Origin of the sequence: Streptomyces sp. WM6378, from assembly GCF_001279695.1 — a bacterium.
Classification (GTDB): Bacteria; Actinomycetota; Actinomycetes; order Streptomycetales; family Streptomycetaceae; genus Streptomyces.
Genome location: NZ_LGDD01000133.1, coordinates 1 through 20,125, shown reverse-complemented (window position 1 = coordinate 20,125; position 20,125 = coordinate 1). Strand labels below are relative to the sequence as shown.

Genomic DNA, 20,125 nt, shown 5'->3' with positions numbered 1-20,125 from the left:
CGCCGGTCAGCCCAGCGCCAGCCAGGCCACCGCCGCGAGGATGACGATCACCGCGACCACTCCGACGATCATGCCGACGCGCGGGCCTGCCGGAGCCGCCGCCGGGGTTGCCGCCTGGCGGCCCTGCGGGGCGCCCTCGTCGACGAAGGCGCGGAACATCTGTGTGGAGCCCGCCGGGTCGTAGTTGCCCTCGGGACCCTGGGGCGCGTGGGGGTTGTGTGCCATGGGGCAGGACCCTAGCGAAGATGGGGGTCCGGCCCAACCCCCGCCCCCGCGCGAACACGCCCGCGAGCCAACCCCCACACCCTCGTGAAGACTCCGCGAAGACGGCCGCAACACGCCTCACCTGCAGCTTGGGTTTTCGTATGCAAAGGCTTTGCCTTTCTTTTGCCGCCCGTACCCGCATTTAGTTTGCCTTCGGCAACCAACAATCTTATGGTTGCCCGAAGCAACAAGATGTCGGGAGGTGTCGTCCATGGCCGCACAGAGCCTTTACGAGGAGCTCGCCCGGCAGCTCAGCGCCATCGGGGCCGTCAAGCGCGGGCTCGCGCGGATTCTGCCGCCCGAGTGCCCCGGCGGGTCCGCCGCCGTGCTCACCCTCCTGGAGCGACACGGCGAGATGCGGATCAGCCGGCTCGCCGAACTCCTCGCGGTGGACATGTCGGTGACGAGCCGTCATGTCGCGCACGTAGCGCAGCGCGGCTGGATCGAGCGGTCCGCCGACCCCGCCGACAAGCGCTCGCGGATCCTGCGGCTCACCCCCGCCGGCCAGGTCATGATCGACGATCTCGGGCTGCGCACCACGGAGATGTTCGCGCACACCCTCAAGGACTGGACCGACGACGAGGTCGGGCAGCTCAACACGATGCTGGCCCGCCTGCGCGACTCATTCGGGGACTGCCGGGCTCCCCACGTCCGGGCCCCCGAGCCCCGTCCGCCCGCTTAGCACCACCAGCACCACACCCGTACACCTGCCCAACAGACGTACAAGACAAGGAACTTCATGGCTACGACCACACCAGCCGGTGTGCGGGGCGGCCACGCCAAGCACGGCGGGCACGCGCCCGCCGGTGACGGCGCGCCGATGACTCACCGGCAGATCATGGAGGCGCTGTCCGGGCTGCTGCTCGGCATGTTCGTCGCCATTCTGTCCTCGACGATCGTCTCCAACGCCCTGCCGCACATCATCAACGACCTGGGCGGCGGCCAGTCCGCGTACACCTGGGTCGTGACGGCCTCGCTGCTCGCGATGACCGCGACCACCCCGCTGTGGGGCAAGCTGTCGGACCTCTTCAGCAAGAAGCTGCTGGTTCAGATAGCCCTGGTCATCTACGTCTCCGGCTCGATCGTGGCCGGTCTGTCCCAGAGCTCGGGCATGCTCATCGCCTGCCGAGTCGTCCAGGGCATAGGCGTCGGCGGTCTCTCCGCGCTCGCCCAGATCATCATGGCCGCCATGATCTCGCCGCGTGAGCGCGGCCGTTACAGCGGCTACCTCGGCGCCACGTTCGCGGTCGCGACGGTCGGCGGACCGCTGCTCGGCGGCCTGATCACCGACACCGACTGGCTCGGCTGGCGCTGGTGCTTCTACGTCGGCGTGCCGTTCGCGATCATCGCGCTGATCGTCCTGCAGAAGACCCTGAAGCTCCCCGTCGTGAAGCGGGACGTCAAGGTCGACTGGATCGGCGCCTTCCTGATCAGCGCCGCGGTCTCGCTGCTCCTGGTCTGGGTGACCTTCGCGGGCAACAAGTACGACTGGATCTCGTGGCAGACGTACGCCATGGTCGGCGGCTCGATCGTGCTGGGCGCGCTGTTCGTGCTCGCCGAGTCGAAGGCCAGCGAGCCGATCATCCCGCTGCGCCTCTTCCGCAACCGCACCATCACGCTGGCCTCTCTCGCCTCGCTCTTCGTGGGTGTCGCGATGTTCGCCGGCACGGTCTTCTTCTCCCAGTACTTCCAGCTGGCGCGCGGCAGGACGCCGACGATGTCCGGTGTCATGACGATCCCGATGATCGGCGGGCTCTTCATCGCGTCCACCGTCTCCGGGCAGGTCATCACCAAGACCGGCAAGTGGAAGGCCTGGCTGGTCAGCGGCGGTGTGCTGGTGACGGCGGGCCTCGGTCTGCTCGGCACGATGCGCTACGACACCCCGTACTGGCACCTCGCGGTCTACATGGCGCTGATGGGCCTCGGCATCGGCATGATGATGCAGAACCTGGTCCTGTGCACCCAGAACCAGGTCTCCCCCGCCGACCTCGGCTCGGCCTCCTCCGTCGTCGTCTTCTTCCGCTCCCTCGGTGGCGCGGTCGGCGTCTCGGCGCTCGGCGCGGTCATGGCCAACCGGGTCACCCACTACGTCACCGACGGCCTCACGGCGCTCGGCCCGCAGGGTGCCGCGGCGGCGAAGAGCGGCGGCTCCGGCACCATCCCGGACCTGGCCACGCTGCCCGCGCCGATCCGTACCGTCATCGAGAGCGCGTACGGGCACGGTGTCGGCGATGTGTTCCTGTACGCGGCGCCGTGCGCGCTGCTCGCGTTCTTCATCACCCTGTTCATCAAGGAGATTCCGCTGCGTACCAACGCGGTCGGAGCGGCCAAGACCGAGACCGAGCAGGCGCCCGCGGCCACCCCGACTCCGGCCACGGCTTCAATTCCCGCCCAGGCGACGGCAGTTGAGACGCCTGCGGCCAGCACCGCGATACTCGAAGGCACTCCGGTGCGGGGCACGGTCCGGGCGGCCGAGGGGGCGCCCGTGGCCTCCGCAGCCGTCACGCTGATCTCGCTCGGCGGCAGCCAGCTCGGCCGCGCGGTGGCGGGCCCCGACGGCGGGTACCTGCTCGCCGCGCCGGGCGCCGGTTCGTACGTCCTGATCGCGGCCGCCGACGGCTTCCAGCCGCAGGCCTCGACCGTGGTCGTGGGCACCGAACCGCTCGCGTACGACATCCTCCTGTCCGGCACCAGCGGCCTCACCGGCGCGGTGAAGGCGGCCGAGACCGGGGCGCCCGTCGAGGGCGCGATGGTGATCGTGACCGATGTGCGCGGCGATCTGCTTGCGACGGGCAAGTCGGGCGCGGCGGGCGAGTTCACCTTCGGTGAGCTGGTTCCCGGCCAGGTCACGGTGGCGGTCAACGCCGACGGGTTCCGCCCGCTGGCGCTGCCGGTGGAGATCGCGGGCTACGGCGTGACCCGCATCGAGGCCGCGCTCCAGGCCGGCGCGCTGGTCCAGGGCACGATCCGGGGCGGCGGCGACCGGCGTCCGCTGGCGGATGCCCGGGTCACGCTCCTCGACGCGGCGGGCAACGTGGTCGCGGGCACGACGACGGGCGACGACGGCGCGTACGCCTTCGCCGACCTGAACTCCGGCGAGTACACGCTGATCGCGACCGGCTACCCGCCGGTGGCCGGCTCGCTGACCGTGGCCGGCCGCGGCGTGGACGGCCACGACGTCGAACTCGCCCACCCGGGCGAGTAGTTCGGCGAGCGGTTCACAGACCCCCGGGTGCGGCGCCGCTTCGAGCGGACGCGGTGTTCGCACCCGGCGTGGAAATGGGCCCCGGGGAAGGGGCGGCGGGCAGGGGACGGCCGGCCGTCCCGCCCCCGGGGCCCGGCCTTTGCACATGGCCTTTTGCACTTGGCCTTTTGCACTTGAGTTGCACTTGAGGAGAGAAAACGGGATGGGACTGCGGGCACAGGTACGGACGCGCGACGGCTGGGCGGTTTCGCACGCCGTGGTGACGATGACCGACATGACCGGCACGCAGGTGCTGCGCGCCTCGGCGGCGGAGGACGGCTCGGTGTCGGCGGACGTGGCGCTCGCGCCGGGCCCGTACACGGTGATCGTGACGGCCGTCGGGTACGCGCCCGCGGCCTCGACCGCGCTGGTCACGGCGAGCGGCCGGGCCGCGGTCGGCACGGTGGTACTGGCCCGGTCCGGCGGCGTCGAGCTGCCTCCGCCGGGCCCGTGGACGATCGACCCGGCGCACTCGTCGGTCGGCGCGGTCGCCCAGCACCTGGGGATCTCCAGTGTGCACGGGCGGTTCGGGGAGTTCGGCGGGCGGATCGAGATCGCGGAGGACCTGGAGAAGTCGCGGGTCGAGGCGGTCATCGGCGCGGCCTCCATCGACACGGGCAACGCGATGCGCGACGGGCACCTGAAGTCCCCCGACTTCCTGGACGTCGAGCGCTTCCCCGAGATCACCTACCGCAGCACGGACCTGGTCCCGGCCGGGCCGGACCGCTGGACGGTACGGGGTTCGCTGTCCCTGCACGGAGTCCTCCGCGAGGTAGACCTCGACCTCTCCTACCTTGGTACGGGTCCGGACCCGTGGGGCGGGGTGCGAGCCGCCTACCGGGCGACGGCGGAGCTGCGGCGCGAGGACTTCGCGATGCATTACAACCAGGTGGTGCAGGCGGGGATCTCGGCGATCGGCACGACGCTGCGGGTGGAGCTGGACATCCAGACCGTGCAGGGCGAGACCCTGCCGGGCGTCTGACCCTGACGGGTCGGGGGGTGCGGTGAGTTTCGACTGCGGGCCGTCGCGGGCTGGCCGCTCCCCCAAGTTCTCGGCTTCGCTCGAACAGGGGGGACCCCCATCGCGGCGGAGCCGCACGATGTCACAGCCCCGCGCCCCTGGCGGGGCTGGTGTCGGCCCAGTACTGGCATCTTCAGCCCGCCATGGGGGTCCCCCTGGCCCTTGAGGCCTTGGGGGAGTTTGAGGACGAGCGCCCTTGAGGCGCGAACGGGGTCTGGGGCGGAGCCCCCAGAAGCTCCATCGCCCCCGGCGGGTTTCGGGAAGGGGCGGGGTGGGGGATTCCCCGGGTCAGGCGGAGCCCCGCGTGCTCAGTGCCTCGATCCCCGCCACGAGCAGCGACAGCGCGAAGTCGAAGTCCCGCTGCCGCATCTCCGCCACCGTCTCCCCACCCCGCGCCGCCATCAACTCCGCCGCGTCCTCGAACTGCGCCCGGTATTCGGGCCGTTCGTTCAGCGCCCCCATCGCCTGGGCGAAGTACTCGTCCTGCGTGACCCCCGCGTCCTCGCAGCGCCGCACGAACGTCCCCTCGATCGTGCCGAACCCGTACACGAACTGGAAGACCGCCGAGAGCCCGCCCATCTGCCCGTGCGGTGGCAGCCCGGTGCGGGCCAGGATCCGCTGGGCCGTGTGCGAGAAGGCCATCGAGTGCGGCCCGATGTTGAGGTAGCGGCCGATCAGCGCGGACGCCCACGAGTGGCGGACGAAGATCGCACGGTAGCCGACGGCGATCGCGCGGAGCTGGTCGCGCCAGTCGGCCGACTCGTCCTCCATGTCGGGCAGCTCGATCTCGGCGAACAGCGAGTCGAGGGCGAGTTCGAGGAGGTCGTCCTTGGTGTCGACGTACCAGTACAGGGACATCGCGGTCACGCCGAGCTCGCCCGCGAGCCGCCGCATGGAGAACTTGGCGGACCCTTCGGCGTCGAGCAGCCGTACGGCCTCGGCGGTGATCCGGTCCCGGTCGAGGGCCGGGCCGCCCTCGGCGGACGCGGGGGCTTCCGCCCGCCGCGCCCGGTTCCCCGCCTTGCTCCCGAGCCACACGCTGGTACGCGCCGCATCCTTCGTACGGTCCGCCGCCGACACCATCGCCGCCCTCCTCGGGCCTTGGTCCTGCCGACCCCTCGGGGTCCTGTTCGTAAGGGCCACGCCCCTCAGGGGGTATGTCCGGAATTCGGGGATCTCACCCCCCTCGATGCTATGCGGCGGTGGCCGCCTCGGCGGGAGCGGGCGCGGTTCGTTCCGCGCGGTGCAGCAGGACCGCCGCCAGCAGCCCGCCCGCGAGCACCGCGACCGCGCCGACCAGCTGGCTGGTCTCCAGACCGGAGGCGAACGCGTCCGCGATCCGGCCCCGTTCGGCGTCGCTCTTCGCGGCGGCGAGCGCGGCGGGCAGCGAGGCCGCGGCCACCGGCACCAGCGCCGCGAACCGCGAGTTGAGCACCGCGCCGAGCACCGCCACGCCGAGCCCGTTGCCGAACTCGCCAAGGGTGCCGTTCACGCCCGCGCCCACGCCCGCCTTCTCCGGCGGGATCGCGCTCATGATCGCGTTGGCCATGGCCGGCATGGAGAGCGCGATGCCCGCGCCCATCACGACCAGGCCGAGCAGCGTGCCGCCGTAGCTGTGCCCGCCGAGCAGCGCGATCGAGGCGAGCCCCGCCGCGTTCGCGGTCATGCCGATGGCTATGGCGCGCGGGGTGCCGACCTTGGTGACCAGCTTCGCGCCGACCCCGGACATGTTGAGCACGACGACGCTGAGCGCGAGCGGCGCGGTGCGCACACCCGCCTCCAACGGGCCGTATCCGAGCACGAATTGGAGGTGCTGGGTCAGCAGGAACAGCGAACCGCCCATGCCGAACGCGACCAGGATCGAGCCGGCCACCGCACCGATGAACTTCTGGTTGCGGAAGAAGTGCATGTCCAGCATCGGGTGCTCGATGGACAGCTCCCAGCGTACGAACGCCGCGAGGAACACCAGGCCCACGGCCGCCGAGGCCAGCACGTGGCCGGAGAGCCAGCCGTGGCCGGGCCCGGAGATGATCGCGTACACGACACCGGTCATGCCGATGGTGGAGAGCAGCGCCCCGAGCAGGTCGGGCCGGTCGCCCTGCGGGTTCTTCGACTCCGGTACGAGGGCGACGACGGCGATCAGGCCGAGCACCGCGACCGGGATGTTGACCAGGAAGATCGCGCCCCACCAGAAGTGGTCGAGCATGACCCCGCCGATCAGCGGCCCCGCGGCGAAGCCGAGCGAGTTGACGGTGGCCCAGATGCCGATCGCCTTGACCCGGGACTCGTCGTCGAAGATCTGGACGACGACCGCGAGCGTGGTGGTCATGAGGAGCGCCCCGCCGACGCCCATGCCCGCGCGGGCGGCGATCAGCTGCCCCGAGTTCTGCGCGAGGCCTGCGGCCAGCGAGCCGATGCCGAAGAGGGCGAGGCCCGCCGCGAGCATCTTCTTGCGTCCGTAGCGGTCGGACGCGCTGCCCGCGGTGAGCAGCAGGCCCGACTGGACCAGCGAGTACGCGTTGATCATCCACTGGATGTCGGCGGTGGACGCGCCGAGCGAGGTGGTGAGCGAGGGGATGGCTACGTTGAGGACGGTGTTGTCGAGCAGCACCGTGAGCTGGGCCACGCAGATGACGCCGAGGATCAGCCAGCGCTGCGGGTGCCCGGTGGGGGTGGTCGGATTCTCGGCTGTCGTTGCCGTCATTGCGGCTCCCTGACTCCTTATACGGCGTAAGTGGGCGAGCGATGTACACCGTAAGGGAAGTTCTTGTACGCCGTAAAGCGATTTATGGGCGCGGTGGGTTGAAGGCTTGCCGAACCAAACGGTCGAATGCCTCAACTGGCCGCAACAACCGGCTTGTTGAAGCCCACGCTCGCGCCTCCGGCGCACATGCGCCCCGAGCGCCGGGGAGCCCCCACCCCGCCCCTTCCCGAAACCCACCGGGGGTTGGAAAGGGGGAAGCCGGTTTTCCTGGGGCTCCGCCCCAGACCCCGATCGCGCCTAAAGGGCGCTCGTCCTCAAACTCCCCCAAGGCCTCAAGGGCCAGGGGGGACCCCATGACGGGCTGAAGATGCCCGTGCGGGCCAGCACCAACCCTGTTAGGGGCGCGGGGCTGTGACATCGTGCGGCTCCGCCGCGATGGGGGTCCCCCCTGTTCGAGCGAAGCCGAGAACTTGGGGGAGCGACCAGCCACGCACGGTCCGCAGTCGAAGGCGGGTTTAGGGGCGCGGGGAACTGCGCGACCAGCCACCCACGGTCCGCAGACTGACGGCCGTCGGGGGTCCGGGGCGCAGCCCAGGGGAGCCCGCCCCGCGCCGCACCCCGCCGAGCGCCTAGCTCACCCGCACCGTCAGGTCGTAGAACGTCGCCGTCCCCACCGTCACCTTCTTGAAGGACGACTCCACCCAGCTGCTGATCGCGCTGCCACCGGCCCGGCCTTCGCCTCCGCCGCCGCCCATCATGCCGCCCCCGCTGGAGATGAAGTAGTGGATCTTTCCGTCGGCCACGTACTTCTTGAACTGCTCCAGCGTCGGCGACGGGTCGCTGCCGTTGAAGCCGCCGATCGCCATCACGGGCTTCTCGGTGGCGAGTTGGTAGCTCGCGGCGTTCTGCGAGCCGATGGCGGCCGCGGCCCAGGTGTAGCGGCCCGCGTCCTTCTCCAGGAGCGCCTCGGCCTCGGCGCTCACCTTCGCGCCGTCGAGCAGACCGCCCATGCCGCCGCCCATGCCCCGCATGCCGCCGCGCTCCCCGGCGCCTCCGCCGGGCAGGCCGGTCTGGCCCGGTGCCGTGGGCGCCTGGCCCATGCCGCCGCCGGGCATGCCCTGGCCCTGGCCTTGACCCTGGCTCGCCCCTCGGCCCGGCCAGCCACCGTTCTGGCCGCCGTTCTGGCCCCCGGTCCGGCCGCCGTTCGCGCCGCCGCCGAACCGCATCCGGCCGCCTCCCCCGGGCCCGCCCACGCTCGCCCCGGCGGGACCCGCCGTGACGATCGAGCCGGTGTGGCCGGTGTTGAGCGTGCTCACCGAGTACGCGGCGGGGCCGGCCAGCGAGGCCACGAGGCCGACCCCGGCGACGCCGAGCGCCGCCCTGCGGTTCAGCCGACTCGCGAGCGCGAGGCCCATCCCCGTCGCGAGGCCGCCGATCAGCACCGCCCAGCGCAGCCACGGCAGATAGTCCGGGGTGCGTCCCAGCAGCACGTACGACCAGACGGCCGTGACCGCCACCGTCAGCCCGAGCGCGAGCGCCGCCCAGAGGCGCGAGCGCTCCTCCCACAGGACCGTGACGCCCATGCCGACGAGCGCCGCGACGTAGGGGGACAGGGCCACCGTGTAGTACTGGTGGAAGATCCCGGCCATGAAGCTGAAGATCACCGCGGTCATCAGGAGCGCCCCGCCCCAGGCGAGGAACGCGGCGCGCGCGGTGTCGGTGCGCTTGGCCCTCCAGGTGACGACGAGGCCCGCGATCAGCAGGAGCAGGGCCGCGGGGAGCAGCCACGAGATCTGGCTGCCGATCTCGGAGTTGAACATGCGGCCGATGCCGGTCGCACCCCAGCCGCCTCCTCCGCCACCGCCGCCGCCCTGCCGCATTCCCGCCGGGAGTTCCATGCCTCCGGCGGCCCTCGCGGCCCCGCCGCCGACGCTGCCCGTCTCGTCGCCGTTGATCCGGCCGAGCCCGTTGTAGCCGAAGGTCAGCTCAAGGAAGGAGTTGTGCTGCGAGCCGCCGATGTACGGGCGCGACGACTTGGGCCACAGCTCCACGGCCGCCACCCACCAGCCGCCCGACACGATCAACACGCCGGTGGACAGGGCGAGTTGGCCGAGGCGGCGACGTACCGAAGTGGGTGCGCACACCGAGTACAGGAGCGCGAGCGGCGGCAGGATCAGGAAGGCCTGGAGGGTCTTCGTCAGGAACGCGAAGCCGATCGCGACCCCGGCCCACACCAGCCACTTCGTCCGGGCTTCCTCAAGCGCGCGCAGCACGCAGTACACGGTGACCGTCATGAGGAGCGCGAGCAGCGCGTCCGGGTTGTTGAAGCGGAACATCAGCGCCGCGACCGGGGTCAGCGCGAGCACCGCGCCCGCGATCAGACCCGCGGCCGGGCTGAACCGGCGCCGCACCGCCGCGTACAGGACGGCGACCGTGCCCACACCCATCAGCACCTCGGGCAGCAGGATCTGCCAGGAGCCGAGGCCGAAGAGGCGTACCGACAGGGCCATCGGCCACAGCGACGCCGGGGGCTTGTCGACGGTGATCGCGTTGGCCGCGTCCAGCGAGCCGAAGAAGAAGGCCTTCCAGCTCTGGCTGCCCGCCTGGACGGCCGCCGAGTAGAAGGAGTTCGCGTACCCCGAGGCGCTGAGGTTCCACAGGTAGCCGGCGAAGGTGGCGGCGAGCAGCGCGAGGAGCGCGGGCCGCACCCAGGCCGGGTCGTCGGGGCGGCCGCGCCACAGCCGGCTCCGGGCGGCCCGGGGGCCGGCCGCCGCGACCCCCTCGTGCGGATCGGCCTGACGGGAGGTCGTGGTCATCGTGCGTCGTCCTTCGAGTGGGGGTGGTGGGGAGATTCCGGCCGGTCGGGGAAGACCCAGGCGCGGAACAGCAGGAAGCGCAGGACGGTCGCCGCGAGGTTCGCCGCGACCAGGACGGCCACCTCGGTGGAGTGCGCGGCGTCCGGGTTGGCGGCGTCCAGGGCCGCGAGCGAGCCGCTGGTGAGCGCGAGGCCGATGGCGAAGACCGCGAGGCCCTGCGCCTGGTGGCGCACCGCCCGGTCCCGGCCGCGCACCCCGAAGGTGAGCCGTCGGTTGGCCGAGGTGTTCGCGACCGCCGACACCAACAGGGCCACGGCGTTGGCGAGTTGGGGGCCCATCGCGGTGCGCGAGAGCGAGTACAGCAGGAGGTAGCAGAGCGTGGAGAGCGCGCCGACCACGCAGAACCCGACGACCTGGCGGGCCAGGCCCCCCGGCACCCCGCTGAGCTGCCGGTCCCTCGGGTCGTCGCCGAACGGCCGCGACAGCCGGTCGAGCGGCAGCGCCCCGACGGCGAGCGCCCGGCCGACGCGCCACACCCCCTTGAGGTCGTCCATCGCGGTGCTGACGATGTGCACGGTGCTGGCCGGGTCGTCGACCCAGTCCACCGGCACCTCGTGGATCCGAAGGCCGGCCCGCTCGGCGAGCACCAGCAGCTCGGTGTCGAAGAACCACCCGGTGTCCTCGACCATCGGCAGCAGCCGCTGCGCCACATCGCGCCGGATCGCCTTGAACCCGCACTGCGCGTCGGAGAACCGCGCCGCGAGCGAGCCGCGCAGGATCAGGTTGTACGTACGCGAGATGAACTCCCGCTTGGCGCCGCGCACCACCCGCGAGGAACGGGCCAGCCGCGAGCCGATGGCGAGGTCCGAATGCCCGGAGATGAGCGGCGCGACCAGCGGCAGCAGGGCGTTGAGGTCGGTGGACAGGTCCACGTCCATGTACGCGAGGACCGGCGCGTCCGAGGCCGACCACACGGTACGCAGCGCCCGCCCGCGCCCCTTCTCCTCAAGCCGGAAGGCCCGCACTTCGGGAATCTCACGCTCAAGTCGCGCTGAAATCAAAGGAGTCGAGTCGGTACTCGCATTGTCGGCGACCGTGATCCGGAAGCCGTACGGGAAGGTCCGCGCGAGGTGCTCGTGCAGCCGCCGCACACACCGCTCCAGGTCCTGCTCCTCGTTGTAGACGGGGATCGTCACGTCGAGTACGGCGGTGCCGGCGGGCTGCACGGGCAGGTGCCGGCGGGCCGGGAGAGCCGCCGGATGCGCCGGGTTCACCGCGTGCGGCGCGGGCGCGGCGCCCGGGGCGCAACCGGCACGGGCCGTACCGGCGGCGCTCGTGGCAGAGGGTTCGGTTCGCATACCGCGACCCTCGCGAGGGCCGCTGTCACACCTGTGTGGTCGGCCTGTGCCCAGCCTGTGAGAACGGTGTCCGGGCCGGGCCTTCGGCCTGTGAGGGGAGCGTCGGGGGCAGGCTCCCGGCGTCGGGCGCGCCCGGCAGGTGGACCCCGAACACCGTCCGCCCGGGCCCGCTTCGTACCGTGACCCGTCCCCCGTGCGCGGCGACGACGGCCTGCACGATGGCGAGGCCGAGGCCGGTGGACCCGGCGTTGCGGGAGCGGGACGCGTCGCCGCGGGCGAACCGTTCGAAGACGTGCGGGAGCAGCTCGGGCGGGATGCCGGGTCCGGTGTCCTCGATCTCGACGAGGACCCGGGGCCCGCGCACCTCGACCCGGGCGGTGACGGTCGTCCCGGGCGGCGTGTGCGTACGAGCGTTGGCGAGCAGATTGACCAGGACCTGGTGGAGCCGCTCCCGGTCCCCGCGTACGGCGACGGGCTCCCCGGGCAGTTCGAGCAGCCACTTGTGGTCCTGGCCCGCGGCATGCGCGTCCCCGACCACGTTCACCACCAGGGCGGAGAGATCAGTGCTCTCATACGAGAGCGGGCGTCCGGCATCGAGGCGGGCGAGCAGCAGCAGGTCCTCGACGAGCCCGGTCATCCGGGCCGCCTCCGACTCGATGCGGCCGAGGGAGTGCCTGGTGTCGGGCCCGACGTCCTCGCGGCCGCGCCGGGTGAGCTCGGCGTAGCCGCGGATGGAGGCGAGCGGCGTCCTGAGCTCGTGGCTGGCGTCCGCGACGAACTGCCGTACCCGCGTCTCGCTCTCCTGCCGCGCGCTGAGCGCCTCGTGGACGTGGTCGAGCATCCGGTTGAGCGCGGCGCCGACCTGGCCGACCTCGGTCCGGGCATCCGCCTCGGCCCCCGGCACGCGCTCGTGCAGCGCCACCTCCCCGCTGTGCAGGGGGAGTTCGGACACCCGGGTGGCGGTGGCGGCGACCCGCCGCAGCGGCCGCAGGGCCACCCCGACGATGGCCGCGCCCGCGATCCCGGCGGCCACGAGCCCGGCGGCGGTCACGCAAATGACCACGAGGACAAGGGTGTTGACGGTGGCGTCGAGCCGGTCGGTGGGGAAGCCCAGGACGAACGTGTGGTCCTGATCCCACATGGCCCGGTAGTCGCCGAGGCCGGGGATCGTGACGGCGTGCACATGGCCGTCCTTGGGGACGGCGGCCAGCGCCCGGACCTGCTCGTCGGACATCGGCTGGGTGCGGCTCTCGCCCTCCCGCTCCGGCTGCGTGCTCTGCAGCCCCGAGAGCGGCGTCCCGCCGGGCGGCGCGCCCGCGCCGACGGTGTGCAGCGGCTGCCCCGGCTTGGACACGATGAAGTCGAGCCGGTCACCGTCGGGCTGAACCTGCCCGAGGCCTCCGTGCCCGAGCCCCCGCATGGGCAGCCCGGCCCGCAGCTGGTCGTCGAGCTGCCGCTGGAGGTTGGCGCCCATCGCGAGCACGGTCACCGTGCCGATGACCGCGCCGACCACCGCGAGCAGCGCCACCGCCGACACGACGAGCCGGGTACGGAGCGACCAGGGCCGCCGGAACCTGCCCACGCGCCGCTACTCGCCGGGCTTGATCAGATATCCCGCGCCGCGCCGGGTGTGGATCATCGGGGAGCGCCCGGCGTCGATCTTCCGCCGCAGGTAGGAGATGTAGAGCTCGACGACGTTGGCCTGGCCGCCGAAGTCGTACGACCAGACGCGGTCGAGGATCTGCGCCTTGCTGAGCACCCGGCGCGGGTTGCGCATCAGGAAGCGGAGCAGCTCGAACTCTGTCGCGGTGAGGTGGATGTTGACCCCGCCCCGGGTCACGTCGTGGCTGTCCTCGTCGAGCGTGAGGTCGCCCACGGCCAGCACGGATTCGCTCCGCAGGGCCGCCGTGCCCGAGCGGCGGATGAGTCCGCGAAGGCGAGCCACGACCTCCTCCAGGCTGAACGGCTTGGTGACGTAGTCGTCGCCGCCCGCCGTGAGCCCGGCGATCCGGTCCTCCACGGAGTCCTTGGCGGTGAGGAAGAGCACCGGCACGTCGGGGAGCTCGCGGCGCAGCCGCCCGAGGACGGCGAGCCCGTCCATGTCGGGCAGCATGATGTCGAGGACCACGGCGTCCGGCCGGAAGTCCCGGGCGTCGCGCACCGCCCCGGCCCCGTCGCCGGCGCTGCGCACTTCCCAGCCTTCGTAGCGCAGTGCCATGGAGAGCAGCTCGCTGAGCGGCGCCTCGTCGTCGACGACGAGCACTCGGACGGGACTGCCGTCCGGCCTGAGCATTTCGGTCCGCCCCTGGGGCGAGGAGGTAACGGTCATGGCCCCACCCTGTGAGCGGGCGGTGAGAACATCCTTGCCCGATCCTGTGATTTGCCTGAGAAATTCCCTCGCGGGTGCGACGAGGGGGCTCAGCCGTAAGGGGACTTAGCCGGGCGGCCGGCTCGGGCTCGGCAGGGTGCGGTCCGGCAGGGTGCGGCCCGGCAGGGTGCGGCCCGGCAGACCGAAGAGCCGGGCCCCGTTCCCGTGGCAAACGGCCCGAAGCCACTCGTCCCCGAGCCCGAGCTGCTCCAGCGCCTCCAGCTGATGGAGATAGGGGTACGGAATGTTGGGGAAGTCGGACCCGAAGAGGATCCGCTCCCCCAGATCGAGCAGCCGCCCCCGCTCCCGCACCGGGAAGGGCGCACTACGCTCGCTGAAGTCGGTGAAAGCCATGGTGGTGTCCAGCATGACCGAGCCGTACGTCTCGGCGAGGTCGAGGAAGTCGGCGTACTCCGGCATCCCCATGTGCGCGACGATCAGCCGCAGCCGGGGGTGGCGCGCGAGCACCCGCCCGACCGGGCCGGGCCCGGTGTACTTCCCGGCCGCGGGCCCGGACCCGCAGTGAATGACGACAGGCACCCCGGCCTCGGCGAGCACCCCCCAGACGGGATCGAGCAACGCGTCTCCCGGGTCATAACTCCCCACTTGCACATGGGACTTGAAGACGCGGGCGCCGGCGTCGAGGGCGTCGCGCACGTACGCGGCGGCCCCGGGCTCGGCGTAAAAGGTAGCGGTGTGAAGACAGCCGGGAGTCCGGTCGGCGAACCCAGCGCTCCACCCGTTGAGCCACTCGGCCATGCCTGCCTTGTGGGGATAGATCATCGAGGTGAAGGCGAGCACCCCGAACTCCTCCCGGAGCAGCCGCACCCGCTCGGCCTCCTCCTCCCGATAGGTGATGGGCCACTCGACCCCGCCGACGAGCTCCCCTGCGGAGTCGAAGTACTCCCACACCTTGTTGAGCACGCGCTCGGGCATGAAATGGGTGTGCACATCGACGAGCCCCGGCACCCCGAGCCGCCCCCAGAACGCCCGAACGGCGGCCCCGCTACTGCTTCCGCTCAAATCCATAACTCCGCTCGACCTTGGCGACATGGACGCTGTAGCCGTCGTACCACTCGGCCCGCCCGCGCCGCTGCGCCTGCTGATGCTCGACGCGCCCCCGCCAGGCGGCGACGGCCTCCTCGTCCCGGAAGTACCCGACGGTGATCCCGAGCCCACCGGGATTCCGCGCGGTCTCGTACCCGAGATAACCGGGTATCTCGGTGACGAGCTCCCGCATCAGGACGGAGGTCTCCTCATACCCGCCGCCGTCCTCCCTGTCCTCCCTCAGGAGGGAGGTGAACACGACGGCGTAGTAAGGAGGTTGGATGCCGGAGACGAGCCCGTGTACATGCCCTTGATCGCTCATGCCCCCACCCTCGACCGCCCCCGCGGACGCTGTCCAGATCCCTTACCGGAAGGGATCCAAAGGGGATCCAGTTCTTGACCATCACTGACAGAGGGCGCCGGCACGCGCACCCGCACCCCCCGAACGGCAGGGCCTCGCCCCCTCAGACTCAAAACAACAAGCCCCGCGTCCCGCACAGCCCGACCGGCACGACCGGCACGACCGGCACGACCGGGATGACCGGCCCGCACAGCCCGGCCGGCATGGACCTCGGGCAGCGGCCCCTAAGCCCCACAGCCCATCAGAACCTCAACCCTTCAGAACAACAGATCCTGCACCCCGCCCTCACCCTCCTTGGGCACCGCCCGCACAGGCACAGTGACGCCCCCGTCCGCTCCCGCATCCGCGCCTACGGCGGCAAGATCCCACCCGCTCATGAGCCGCGTATCCAGTACGAGAATGCCGCTCCCCTGCCCCACCTCCAGGTGGAGATCGGGCCCGGCGGCAGCGACGAGCCGCCCACCCACGACCCCGCCGTCGACGAGCTCAGTGACCACCCCGGAGGCCGGCCCGAGCCCGGCAAGCCCGAACTCCCGTGCGTGGTCGACGACTTGACACTGAACCCGCTCCAGCGACTCGGGCCAGCCGGCGAGCGCGAGAGCCCGCGCATGCAGTTGGGCGACCTCGGCCGCCCGCTCGTCCACCCCGGGAAGCCGGGCTCGTACGGCCCGCTTCTCGGCGTAGGGAATCCGGTCGGGCACCCCGAGCGCGGCCCTGAGCAGCTCCTCGCAGCGCCGGGCCGCCATCAGCGGGCCCCGCCCGAGCCAGCCGAAGGCCACCGCCCCCTGTTCGAGCAGCCGGGCCGAACCCCGCTCCTCGGCGGTGATCCCGACCTTGACCATGCCGCTCCCGAACCAGGCGAGGTAGACGCGATAGATCCGCGGATCGTCGAGGTACGTATCGGCGGCGACGGAGTGCGCCCGATCAAGCCGCGCGCACTCGGCACACCGCGCCTGAGTGCTGCGCCCCGGCACGCCCGCCGCCACAGGACACCGATTCCCCCGAGCCCCCACACAGCTCCGCTCCCCCACCACCCGAAACGCCAGGCCCCGCCCATAACCGAGCGAACTGCTCCGCCCCTCCTCCCAAAGGAGCCGAGGCACCCCCTCACCCCACCGAACCCCCGCACACCGCCACAACCCAGCCACGTTCCGAAGCTACCTCCCACCACTGACAACGGGACGGCCGCGGAGGAACGCGAGAGGCCCCCGGATCACTCCGCCCTCGCCGCCCTCGGATCCGAGCCCTGGCTCAGGCACCCACGTTGGCCAGCACACAGACGTACTCAGGGGGTTGCGCACCGCGATCGTTCGGGAAGTCCAGGACGGCCGGGTAGGTCATCCTGGTGTCTGGGTAGGAGTCCGCGCAGTCCGGGGGGATGGCGGTGAAGACGGACGTGCCGTCCGCTTGAATCGCCTGCCCGTCCGCACCGACGAGAGCAGCCCCGCACTGGTATCCCGGTGCGTTCATCAGGAGAGCGGCACCCTTCCCGGTGCCCTCGCCACTGCCCGTCCAGGCGAGGCAGTAGCTGGAGCCGGGATCTCCCCCGGTGGCCGGCTCCGAGATGATGTGAACGGCCTGGAGAGGCGTGGGTCCCCCGCACAGGGCCAGGATGTCGGCTACGTACCAGGGTGCCCCGGGGGCGCAGATGTCCGCCTTCGGCTTACAGCCGGCAGGGCCGTTGGGCAGCTTGAACCGTACGTGAAGGCAGGACGCCGCTCCGTCGGTGGAGGGGGACGGGGCCACCCGCAGCGAAGGAGTCCGCGTCGCGGAAGGGGAAGCGACGGCGGCCTTAACACGCCCGGTGGGTGCGGCACTGGGCCTGGGCCTGGCATGCGCTTCGGCACCGGATCCGCGGCCGTCCGCCGCGGGGTGGTCCAGGACCAGCGCAGCACAGAAGCCAACGACGACCGCGCCGACTCCCACAGCCATCGTGGCCTTCCAGGGGAAGCGCTGAGGCGGGGCCTCCCGTATGACAGGGATGTTCCCCAGCGTGTCGCCGTTGTGAAAGGCAAGCACTTCATCCGGACGCGGTGGCCTCTGCGGCTGTTGCGGAGTACCCACGATGCTGCCCCCCTTGCTCGCTGTGCGTGTCGGCCACGGTAGGACACGGCGGTTGCCGACGTGGCCGGAACGAGCGGGGTACCAACCGCCTCCTCGCTGCTTGGTGCGCTCTTCGCACCACAACGCTTCCACGGCCAGGTGCACAGCTGCGGCGGACTCAAGGCGTTGAGCTGAGCCTTGGGCCCCGTTCACGCGTCAACGCACCCCCGCGAACGGGCTGGCCGCTCTCGCCACGGAAAACACCAGAGGCCCTCAGGATTTCTCCTGAGGGCCTCTGGCCTGCTGTGCACTCGGCAGGATTCGAACCTGCAACCTTCTGATCCGTAGGATCGGGCACGGCGTCAGGAGGGGGCTCCGCCTTCCTTCGGGCTAATTGCAGACGATAGCGATCAATGGGCTCCGTGTGCGTCGTTGCCGTCAGCGCTGCCGTCAACACCAAACGGTGGCGCCTCCGCCATGACGGCTTTCGGGTCCGCTCCAGCCACATCGGCACTTGCATGTCGATCTTGGGCCAGACAGCGGCCAGCGCGCGCGTATCTACCCCAGGTGTAATAGCGCGGCGTCAGGCATTCGCCGGGCACATACTCACCAAGGGGTTCTTGCTCGCTCGAAGATGACGGACCAAGCCGTTCCCGTCGTCTTGGGGAGATGGGGCGCAGGCTCGGCCTCCAAGACATGCCACCCCCGCGCTTCGTAGTCGGTGTTAGCCACGACGTGGGCTACTTGCTGCTCCTTGGTCATCGACTCCAGATAGCCCGCGCGGGTGGTAACTACTATCGACGTGTAGATCGTCACTGGGGCAAGTGGCACAGAGATGGCCCGTCAATTCGGTCGGTCCCAGGCCGAGAGTTCGGCGCGCGCAATCCTTGCAGCAGAAGCGAACCGCAGGGTTCGGGTATGTAATCGCGTCTTCCGGCGCTAGGCCCACGTAGCCTTCGCCTGTTGACGCGCCACACGTGTCACACCGGGCAGTAGGGGGCCACCCGGCGTGAATACTCCGCCGCCCATCCAAGATCAGGACGGGTTCCGTGCGGGTGCGTGGACAGTAGCGAGGCCACTCGTCGCCGGGGTGAGTCATGGACGGAGGATACGACCTGTTGAGCCTCGAAGGGACGAGTCAGCGAAGAATGAATGCCGGTGGATTCGGAACCTTTCCGACTCCCGGGAGACGAGGAGTCCGGGAACTCCATCTGCCCCCTGGACCATCGTGCTCCTGATCGAGAACATCGAACTGGTACGCCTGTGCCCAGCGAGCTAACGTCCGCCACGGACAACGGCCTTGCGGCCGTCCTCGATGCGGGCCGTGCGGGGATCATCGGTGACCAGGTCAGTGGCAACCGGGCGCCGAACCGGCTCACCGCAAGTCGGCCTGCCAATCACCCCTAGCTCACCTTGGCCTCCCAAGCTGAGCTCTCACGCACGCCAGATGATGACGCTTTGACACCATCCGGGTCGAGCCCGCCGCACGGACGCGATGAGGCGTCTCCTGACATCAGCCGCCCCAGCCACCTCACGTCGGCTGCCTTGCGGTCGCGGGCACTCGGCCACACGTGCGAGCTGGGCACCGAGGTAGTGCCCACTCACTGTCCGCTTGAGCCTTCCTGCGCTCCACCGGCCGGCGTCTCAGGTGGCGACGCCGAATCATCCGCGTCTTCCTCGGCTGCTGTCTCCGGGTATAACGACGGAGCCACACCAAAGGCAGCTCGGATTTTCGTTCCAACTCCGGCAGCTGTAGCGTTACCAGCTTCGGTAACTATTGGGGTAACAAACTTAACGAGAAAGATCCCCCCAATGTAAGCCCCAAGCAGAACTGGGACATTACCACCACCCCATGTGACACCAATACCGATTGCGGAGGCCTGCTCCGCAGCATTCCTCAAGGGCACCCATGCAGAGGGCGGGGAGTTGAAGCTCGGAACCAAGGCCTCGCCGCTATACAGCAGGTCAACGAGTTGGCGCTCACGGTCCGACGAAAGGCCGCCATGCAGGTCTGAAGTCAGCGAGATGAACAAGTCGATCGCTTCGCTCATGCCCTCGAATACACGAACGTTATTCTGAACAGAGGTGGCGGATTTCCTAGGGAGCGGGAGACGGCCGACGTCGACTGCGGTCCTCGCATGCTGAATTTTCTCTGCTTCTGCATGCGATAGGCGGCCATCCGAGCCACTTATCTCCAGGACACCTGAGAAATGATCGCCAAAGCCAGGGAAATCAACGTCGACACGTAGGGTCACAGATCGGCGAGGCACGACGAGTCCTCGCCAACCCAGAACGGCCGCGGCTCGCCGCAAAACCTCCGGATCGGATACACCACGAGCGGGTCCGGGCACTGCACGAGGGGTCGCCTCTCGTCCCGCTCGGCTAGAACCCCCGAAGGACGGTTCCGACATGCATCCCCCTTGCCTGACACGGCGCAGAGCTACGAGTAACCCAGCGAGAGCACACTCTTGCTCGGAGGGACATCATGCCCATTCATCTCTGGCGCCACCAGGTACCAGTAGCGCTGACCGCGCGCGGGCACGCCAGGTGTCGGAGCCCGCTCTGACGCACAAGAGTTGGTTGTCTCACTGGACGCAGCACTTGCCCGGCTGACCGCTTCCCGGGCGACACCGCTCTGCACCAATACCGAACCAGGTCGAGCGGGGAACAGCAGGGAACCACGGGCCACGCGATGCTCGGCATCGCCCGCATGCACAACCTTGCCCTCGTCGAATAGGCAAGAGCCGCACGGCTACCCGCCCCGCGGTGGCTCGGCGATCATTTACAGGACAGCCCTTAGTAGGACTCCGTTAGGTCTTCCCGTGGGGCCTGTTCCGGAGGCATGTTGGGCATGTGGACGCACATGAAGTGATGCGTGTTCGGGCGAAGTTGGCGCTGT

The 20,125-nt window shown here is 70.5% G+C and carries 15 protein-coding genes; 3 read left to right on the top strand and 12 right to left on the bottom strand.

Annotated features, from left to right (window positions below):
* Positions 1-6 precede the first annotated feature (6 nt).
* Positions 7-225 carry a hypothetical protein gene (locus ADK54_RS13595; protein WP_053725876.1) on the bottom strand — a complete coding sequence of 73 codons (219 nt, stop codon included), beginning with the start codon at positions 223-225 and terminating at the stop codon, positions 7-9.
* 250 nt (positions 226-475) lie between these two features.
* On the opposite strand from ADK54_RS13595, the gene ADK54_RS13590 reads away from it, so the two are divergent.
* From ADK54_RS13590 to ADK54_RS13580, 3 genes are all read left to right on the top strand, one after another.
* Positions 476-946 (top strand): MarR family winged helix-turn-helix transcriptional regulator, encoded by a 471-nt coding sequence (locus tag ADK54_RS13590; RefSeq protein ID WP_053725875.1) that lies wholly within the window; start codon positions 476-478, stop codon positions 944-946.
* Positions 947-1,003: 57 nt separating this feature from the next.
* Positions 1,004-3,469 (top strand): MFS transporter, encoded by a 2,466-nt coding sequence (locus tag ADK54_RS13585; protein ID WP_053725874.1) that lies wholly within the window; start codon positions 1,004-1,006, stop codon positions 3,467-3,469.
* Between the two features lie 202 nt (positions 3,470-3,671).
* Positions 3,672-4,490 carry a YceI family protein gene (locus ADK54_RS13580; RefSeq protein ID WP_053725873.1) on the top strand — a complete coding sequence of 273 codons (819 nt, stop codon included), beginning with the start codon at positions 3,672-3,674 and terminating at the stop codon, positions 4,488-4,490.
* Between the two features lie 327 nt (positions 4,491-4,817).
* Here the strand turns inward: ADK54_RS13580 and ADK54_RS13575 are convergent, their stop codons facing one another.
* The 11 genes from ADK54_RS13575 to ADK54_RS45910 form a co-directional block, all read right to left on the bottom strand.
* Entirely contained in the window at positions 4,818-5,612 is a 795-nt protein-coding gene (locus ADK54_RS13575) for a TetR/AcrR family transcriptional regulator (protein WP_053725872.1), read from the bottom strand.
* A gap of 109 nt (positions 5,613-5,721) precedes the next feature.
* Complete coding sequence (locus ADK54_RS13570; RefSeq protein WP_053725871.1) at positions 5,722-7,233, bottom strand: MFS transporter; 1,512 nt, start codon at positions 7,231-7,233, stop codon at positions 5,722-5,724.
* Between the two features lie 629 nt (positions 7,234-7,862).
* Complete coding sequence (locus ADK54_RS13565; RefSeq protein ID WP_053725870.1) at positions 7,863-10,049, bottom strand: ArnT family glycosyltransferase; 2,187 nt, start codon at positions 10,047-10,049, stop codon at positions 7,863-7,865.
* On the bottom strand, positions 10,046-11,407 hold the full coding sequence (locus tag ADK54_RS13560) for a glycosyltransferase (protein WP_078966361.1): 1,362 nt from the start codon (positions 11,405-11,407) through the stop codon (positions 10,046-10,048). Before ADK54_RS13560 ends, ADK54_RS13565 begins: the two co-directional genes overlap by 4 nt.
* 25 nt (positions 11,408-11,432) lie before the next feature.
* Positions 11,433-12,989, bottom strand: a complete 1,557-nt coding sequence (locus ADK54_RS13555) for a sensor histidine kinase (RefSeq protein ID WP_053725869.1) — start codon at positions 12,987-12,989, stop codon at positions 11,433-11,435.
* A 6-nt stretch (positions 12,990-12,995) separates the two neighbouring features.
* Entirely contained in the window at positions 12,996-13,736 is a 741-nt protein-coding gene (locus ADK54_RS13550; RefSeq protein ID WP_053725868.1) for a response regulator transcription factor, read from the bottom strand.
* Between the two features lie 105 nt (positions 13,737-13,841).
* A complete protein-coding gene (locus ADK54_RS13545; RefSeq protein WP_053725867.1) occupies positions 13,842-14,804 on the bottom strand; it encodes an amidohydrolase family protein in 963 nt (320 codons plus the stop codon).
* Entirely contained in the window at positions 14,782-15,144 is a 363-nt protein-coding gene (locus ADK54_RS13540; RefSeq protein WP_053725866.1) for an antibiotic biosynthesis monooxygenase family protein, read from the bottom strand. The genes ADK54_RS13545 and ADK54_RS13540 overlap by 23 nt, the downstream gene beginning before the upstream one ends.
* A gap of 296 nt (positions 15,145-15,440) precedes the next feature.
* Positions 15,441-16,331, bottom strand: coding sequence for a DUF2797 domain-containing protein (locus tag ADK54_RS13535; protein ID WP_053725865.1), 891 nt, complete (start codon positions 16,329-16,331; stop codon positions 15,441-15,443).
* A gap of 103 nt (positions 16,332-16,434) precedes the next feature.
* Positions 16,435-17,115 carry a hypothetical protein gene (locus tag ADK54_RS47480; RefSeq protein WP_234392047.1) on the bottom strand — a complete coding sequence of 227 codons (681 nt, stop codon included), beginning with the start codon at positions 17,113-17,115 and terminating at the stop codon, positions 16,435-16,437.
* A 1,712-nt stretch (positions 17,116-18,827) separates the two neighbouring features.
* Positions 18,828-19,277 (bottom strand): hypothetical protein, encoded by a 450-nt coding sequence (locus ADK54_RS45910; RefSeq protein WP_159047749.1) that lies wholly within the window; start codon positions 19,275-19,277, stop codon positions 18,828-18,830.
* Between the last annotated feature and the right edge of the window lie 848 nt (positions 19,278-20,125).

What these genes read in the sequence shown, in the direction of transcription:
- ADK54_RS47480 (WP_234392047.1), bottom strand. Translation starts at nt 17,115, where the DNA reads ATGGCTGTGGGAGTCGGCGCGGTCGTCGTTGGCTTCTGTGCTGCGCTG.
- ADK54_RS13540 (WP_053725866.1), bottom strand. Translation starts at nt 15,144, where the DNA reads ATGAGCGATCAAGGGCATGTACACGGGCTCGTCTCCGGCATCCAACCT.
- ADK54_RS45910 (WP_159047749.1), bottom strand. Translation starts at nt 19,277, where the DNA reads ATGAGCGAAGCGATCGACTTGTTCATCTCGCTGACTTCAGACCTGCAT.
- ADK54_RS13565 (WP_053725870.1), bottom strand. Translation starts at nt 10,049, where the DNA reads ATGACCACGACCTCCCGTCAGGCCGATCCGCACGAGGGGGTCGCGGCG.
- ADK54_RS13575 (WP_053725872.1), bottom strand. Translation starts at nt 5,612, where the DNA reads ATGGTGTCGGCGGCGGACCGTACGAAGGATGCGGCGCGTACCAGCGTG.
- ADK54_RS13545 (WP_053725867.1), bottom strand. Translation starts at nt 14,804, where the DNA reads ATGGATTTGAGCGGAAGCAGTAGCGGGGCCGCCGTTCGGGCGTTCTGG.
- ADK54_RS13590 (WP_053725875.1), top strand. Translation starts at nt 476, where the DNA reads ATGGCCGCACAGAGCCTTTACGAGGAGCTCGCCCGGCAGCTCAGCGCC.
- ADK54_RS13550 (WP_053725868.1), bottom strand. Translation starts at nt 13,736, where the DNA reads ATGACCGTTACCTCCTCGCCCCAGGGGCGGACCGAAATGCTCAGGCCG.
- ADK54_RS13585 (WP_053725874.1), top strand. Translation starts at nt 1,004, where the DNA reads ATGGCTACGACCACACCAGCCGGTGTGCGGGGCGGCCACGCCAAGCAC.
- ADK54_RS13560 (WP_078966361.1), bottom strand. Translation starts at nt 11,407, where the DNA reads ATGCGAACCGAACCCTCTGCCACGAGCGCCGCCGGTACGGCCCGTGCC.
- ADK54_RS13595 (WP_053725876.1), bottom strand. Translation starts at nt 225, where the DNA reads ATGGCACACAACCCCCACGCGCCCCAGGGTCCCGAGGGCAACTACGAC.
- ADK54_RS13570 (WP_053725871.1), bottom strand. Translation starts at nt 7,233, where the DNA reads ATGACGGCAACGACAGCCGAGAATCCGACCACCCCCACCGGGCACCCG.
- ADK54_RS13580 (WP_053725873.1), top strand. Translation starts at nt 3,672, where the DNA reads ATGGGACTGCGGGCACAGGTACGGACGCGCGACGGCTGGGCGGTTTCG.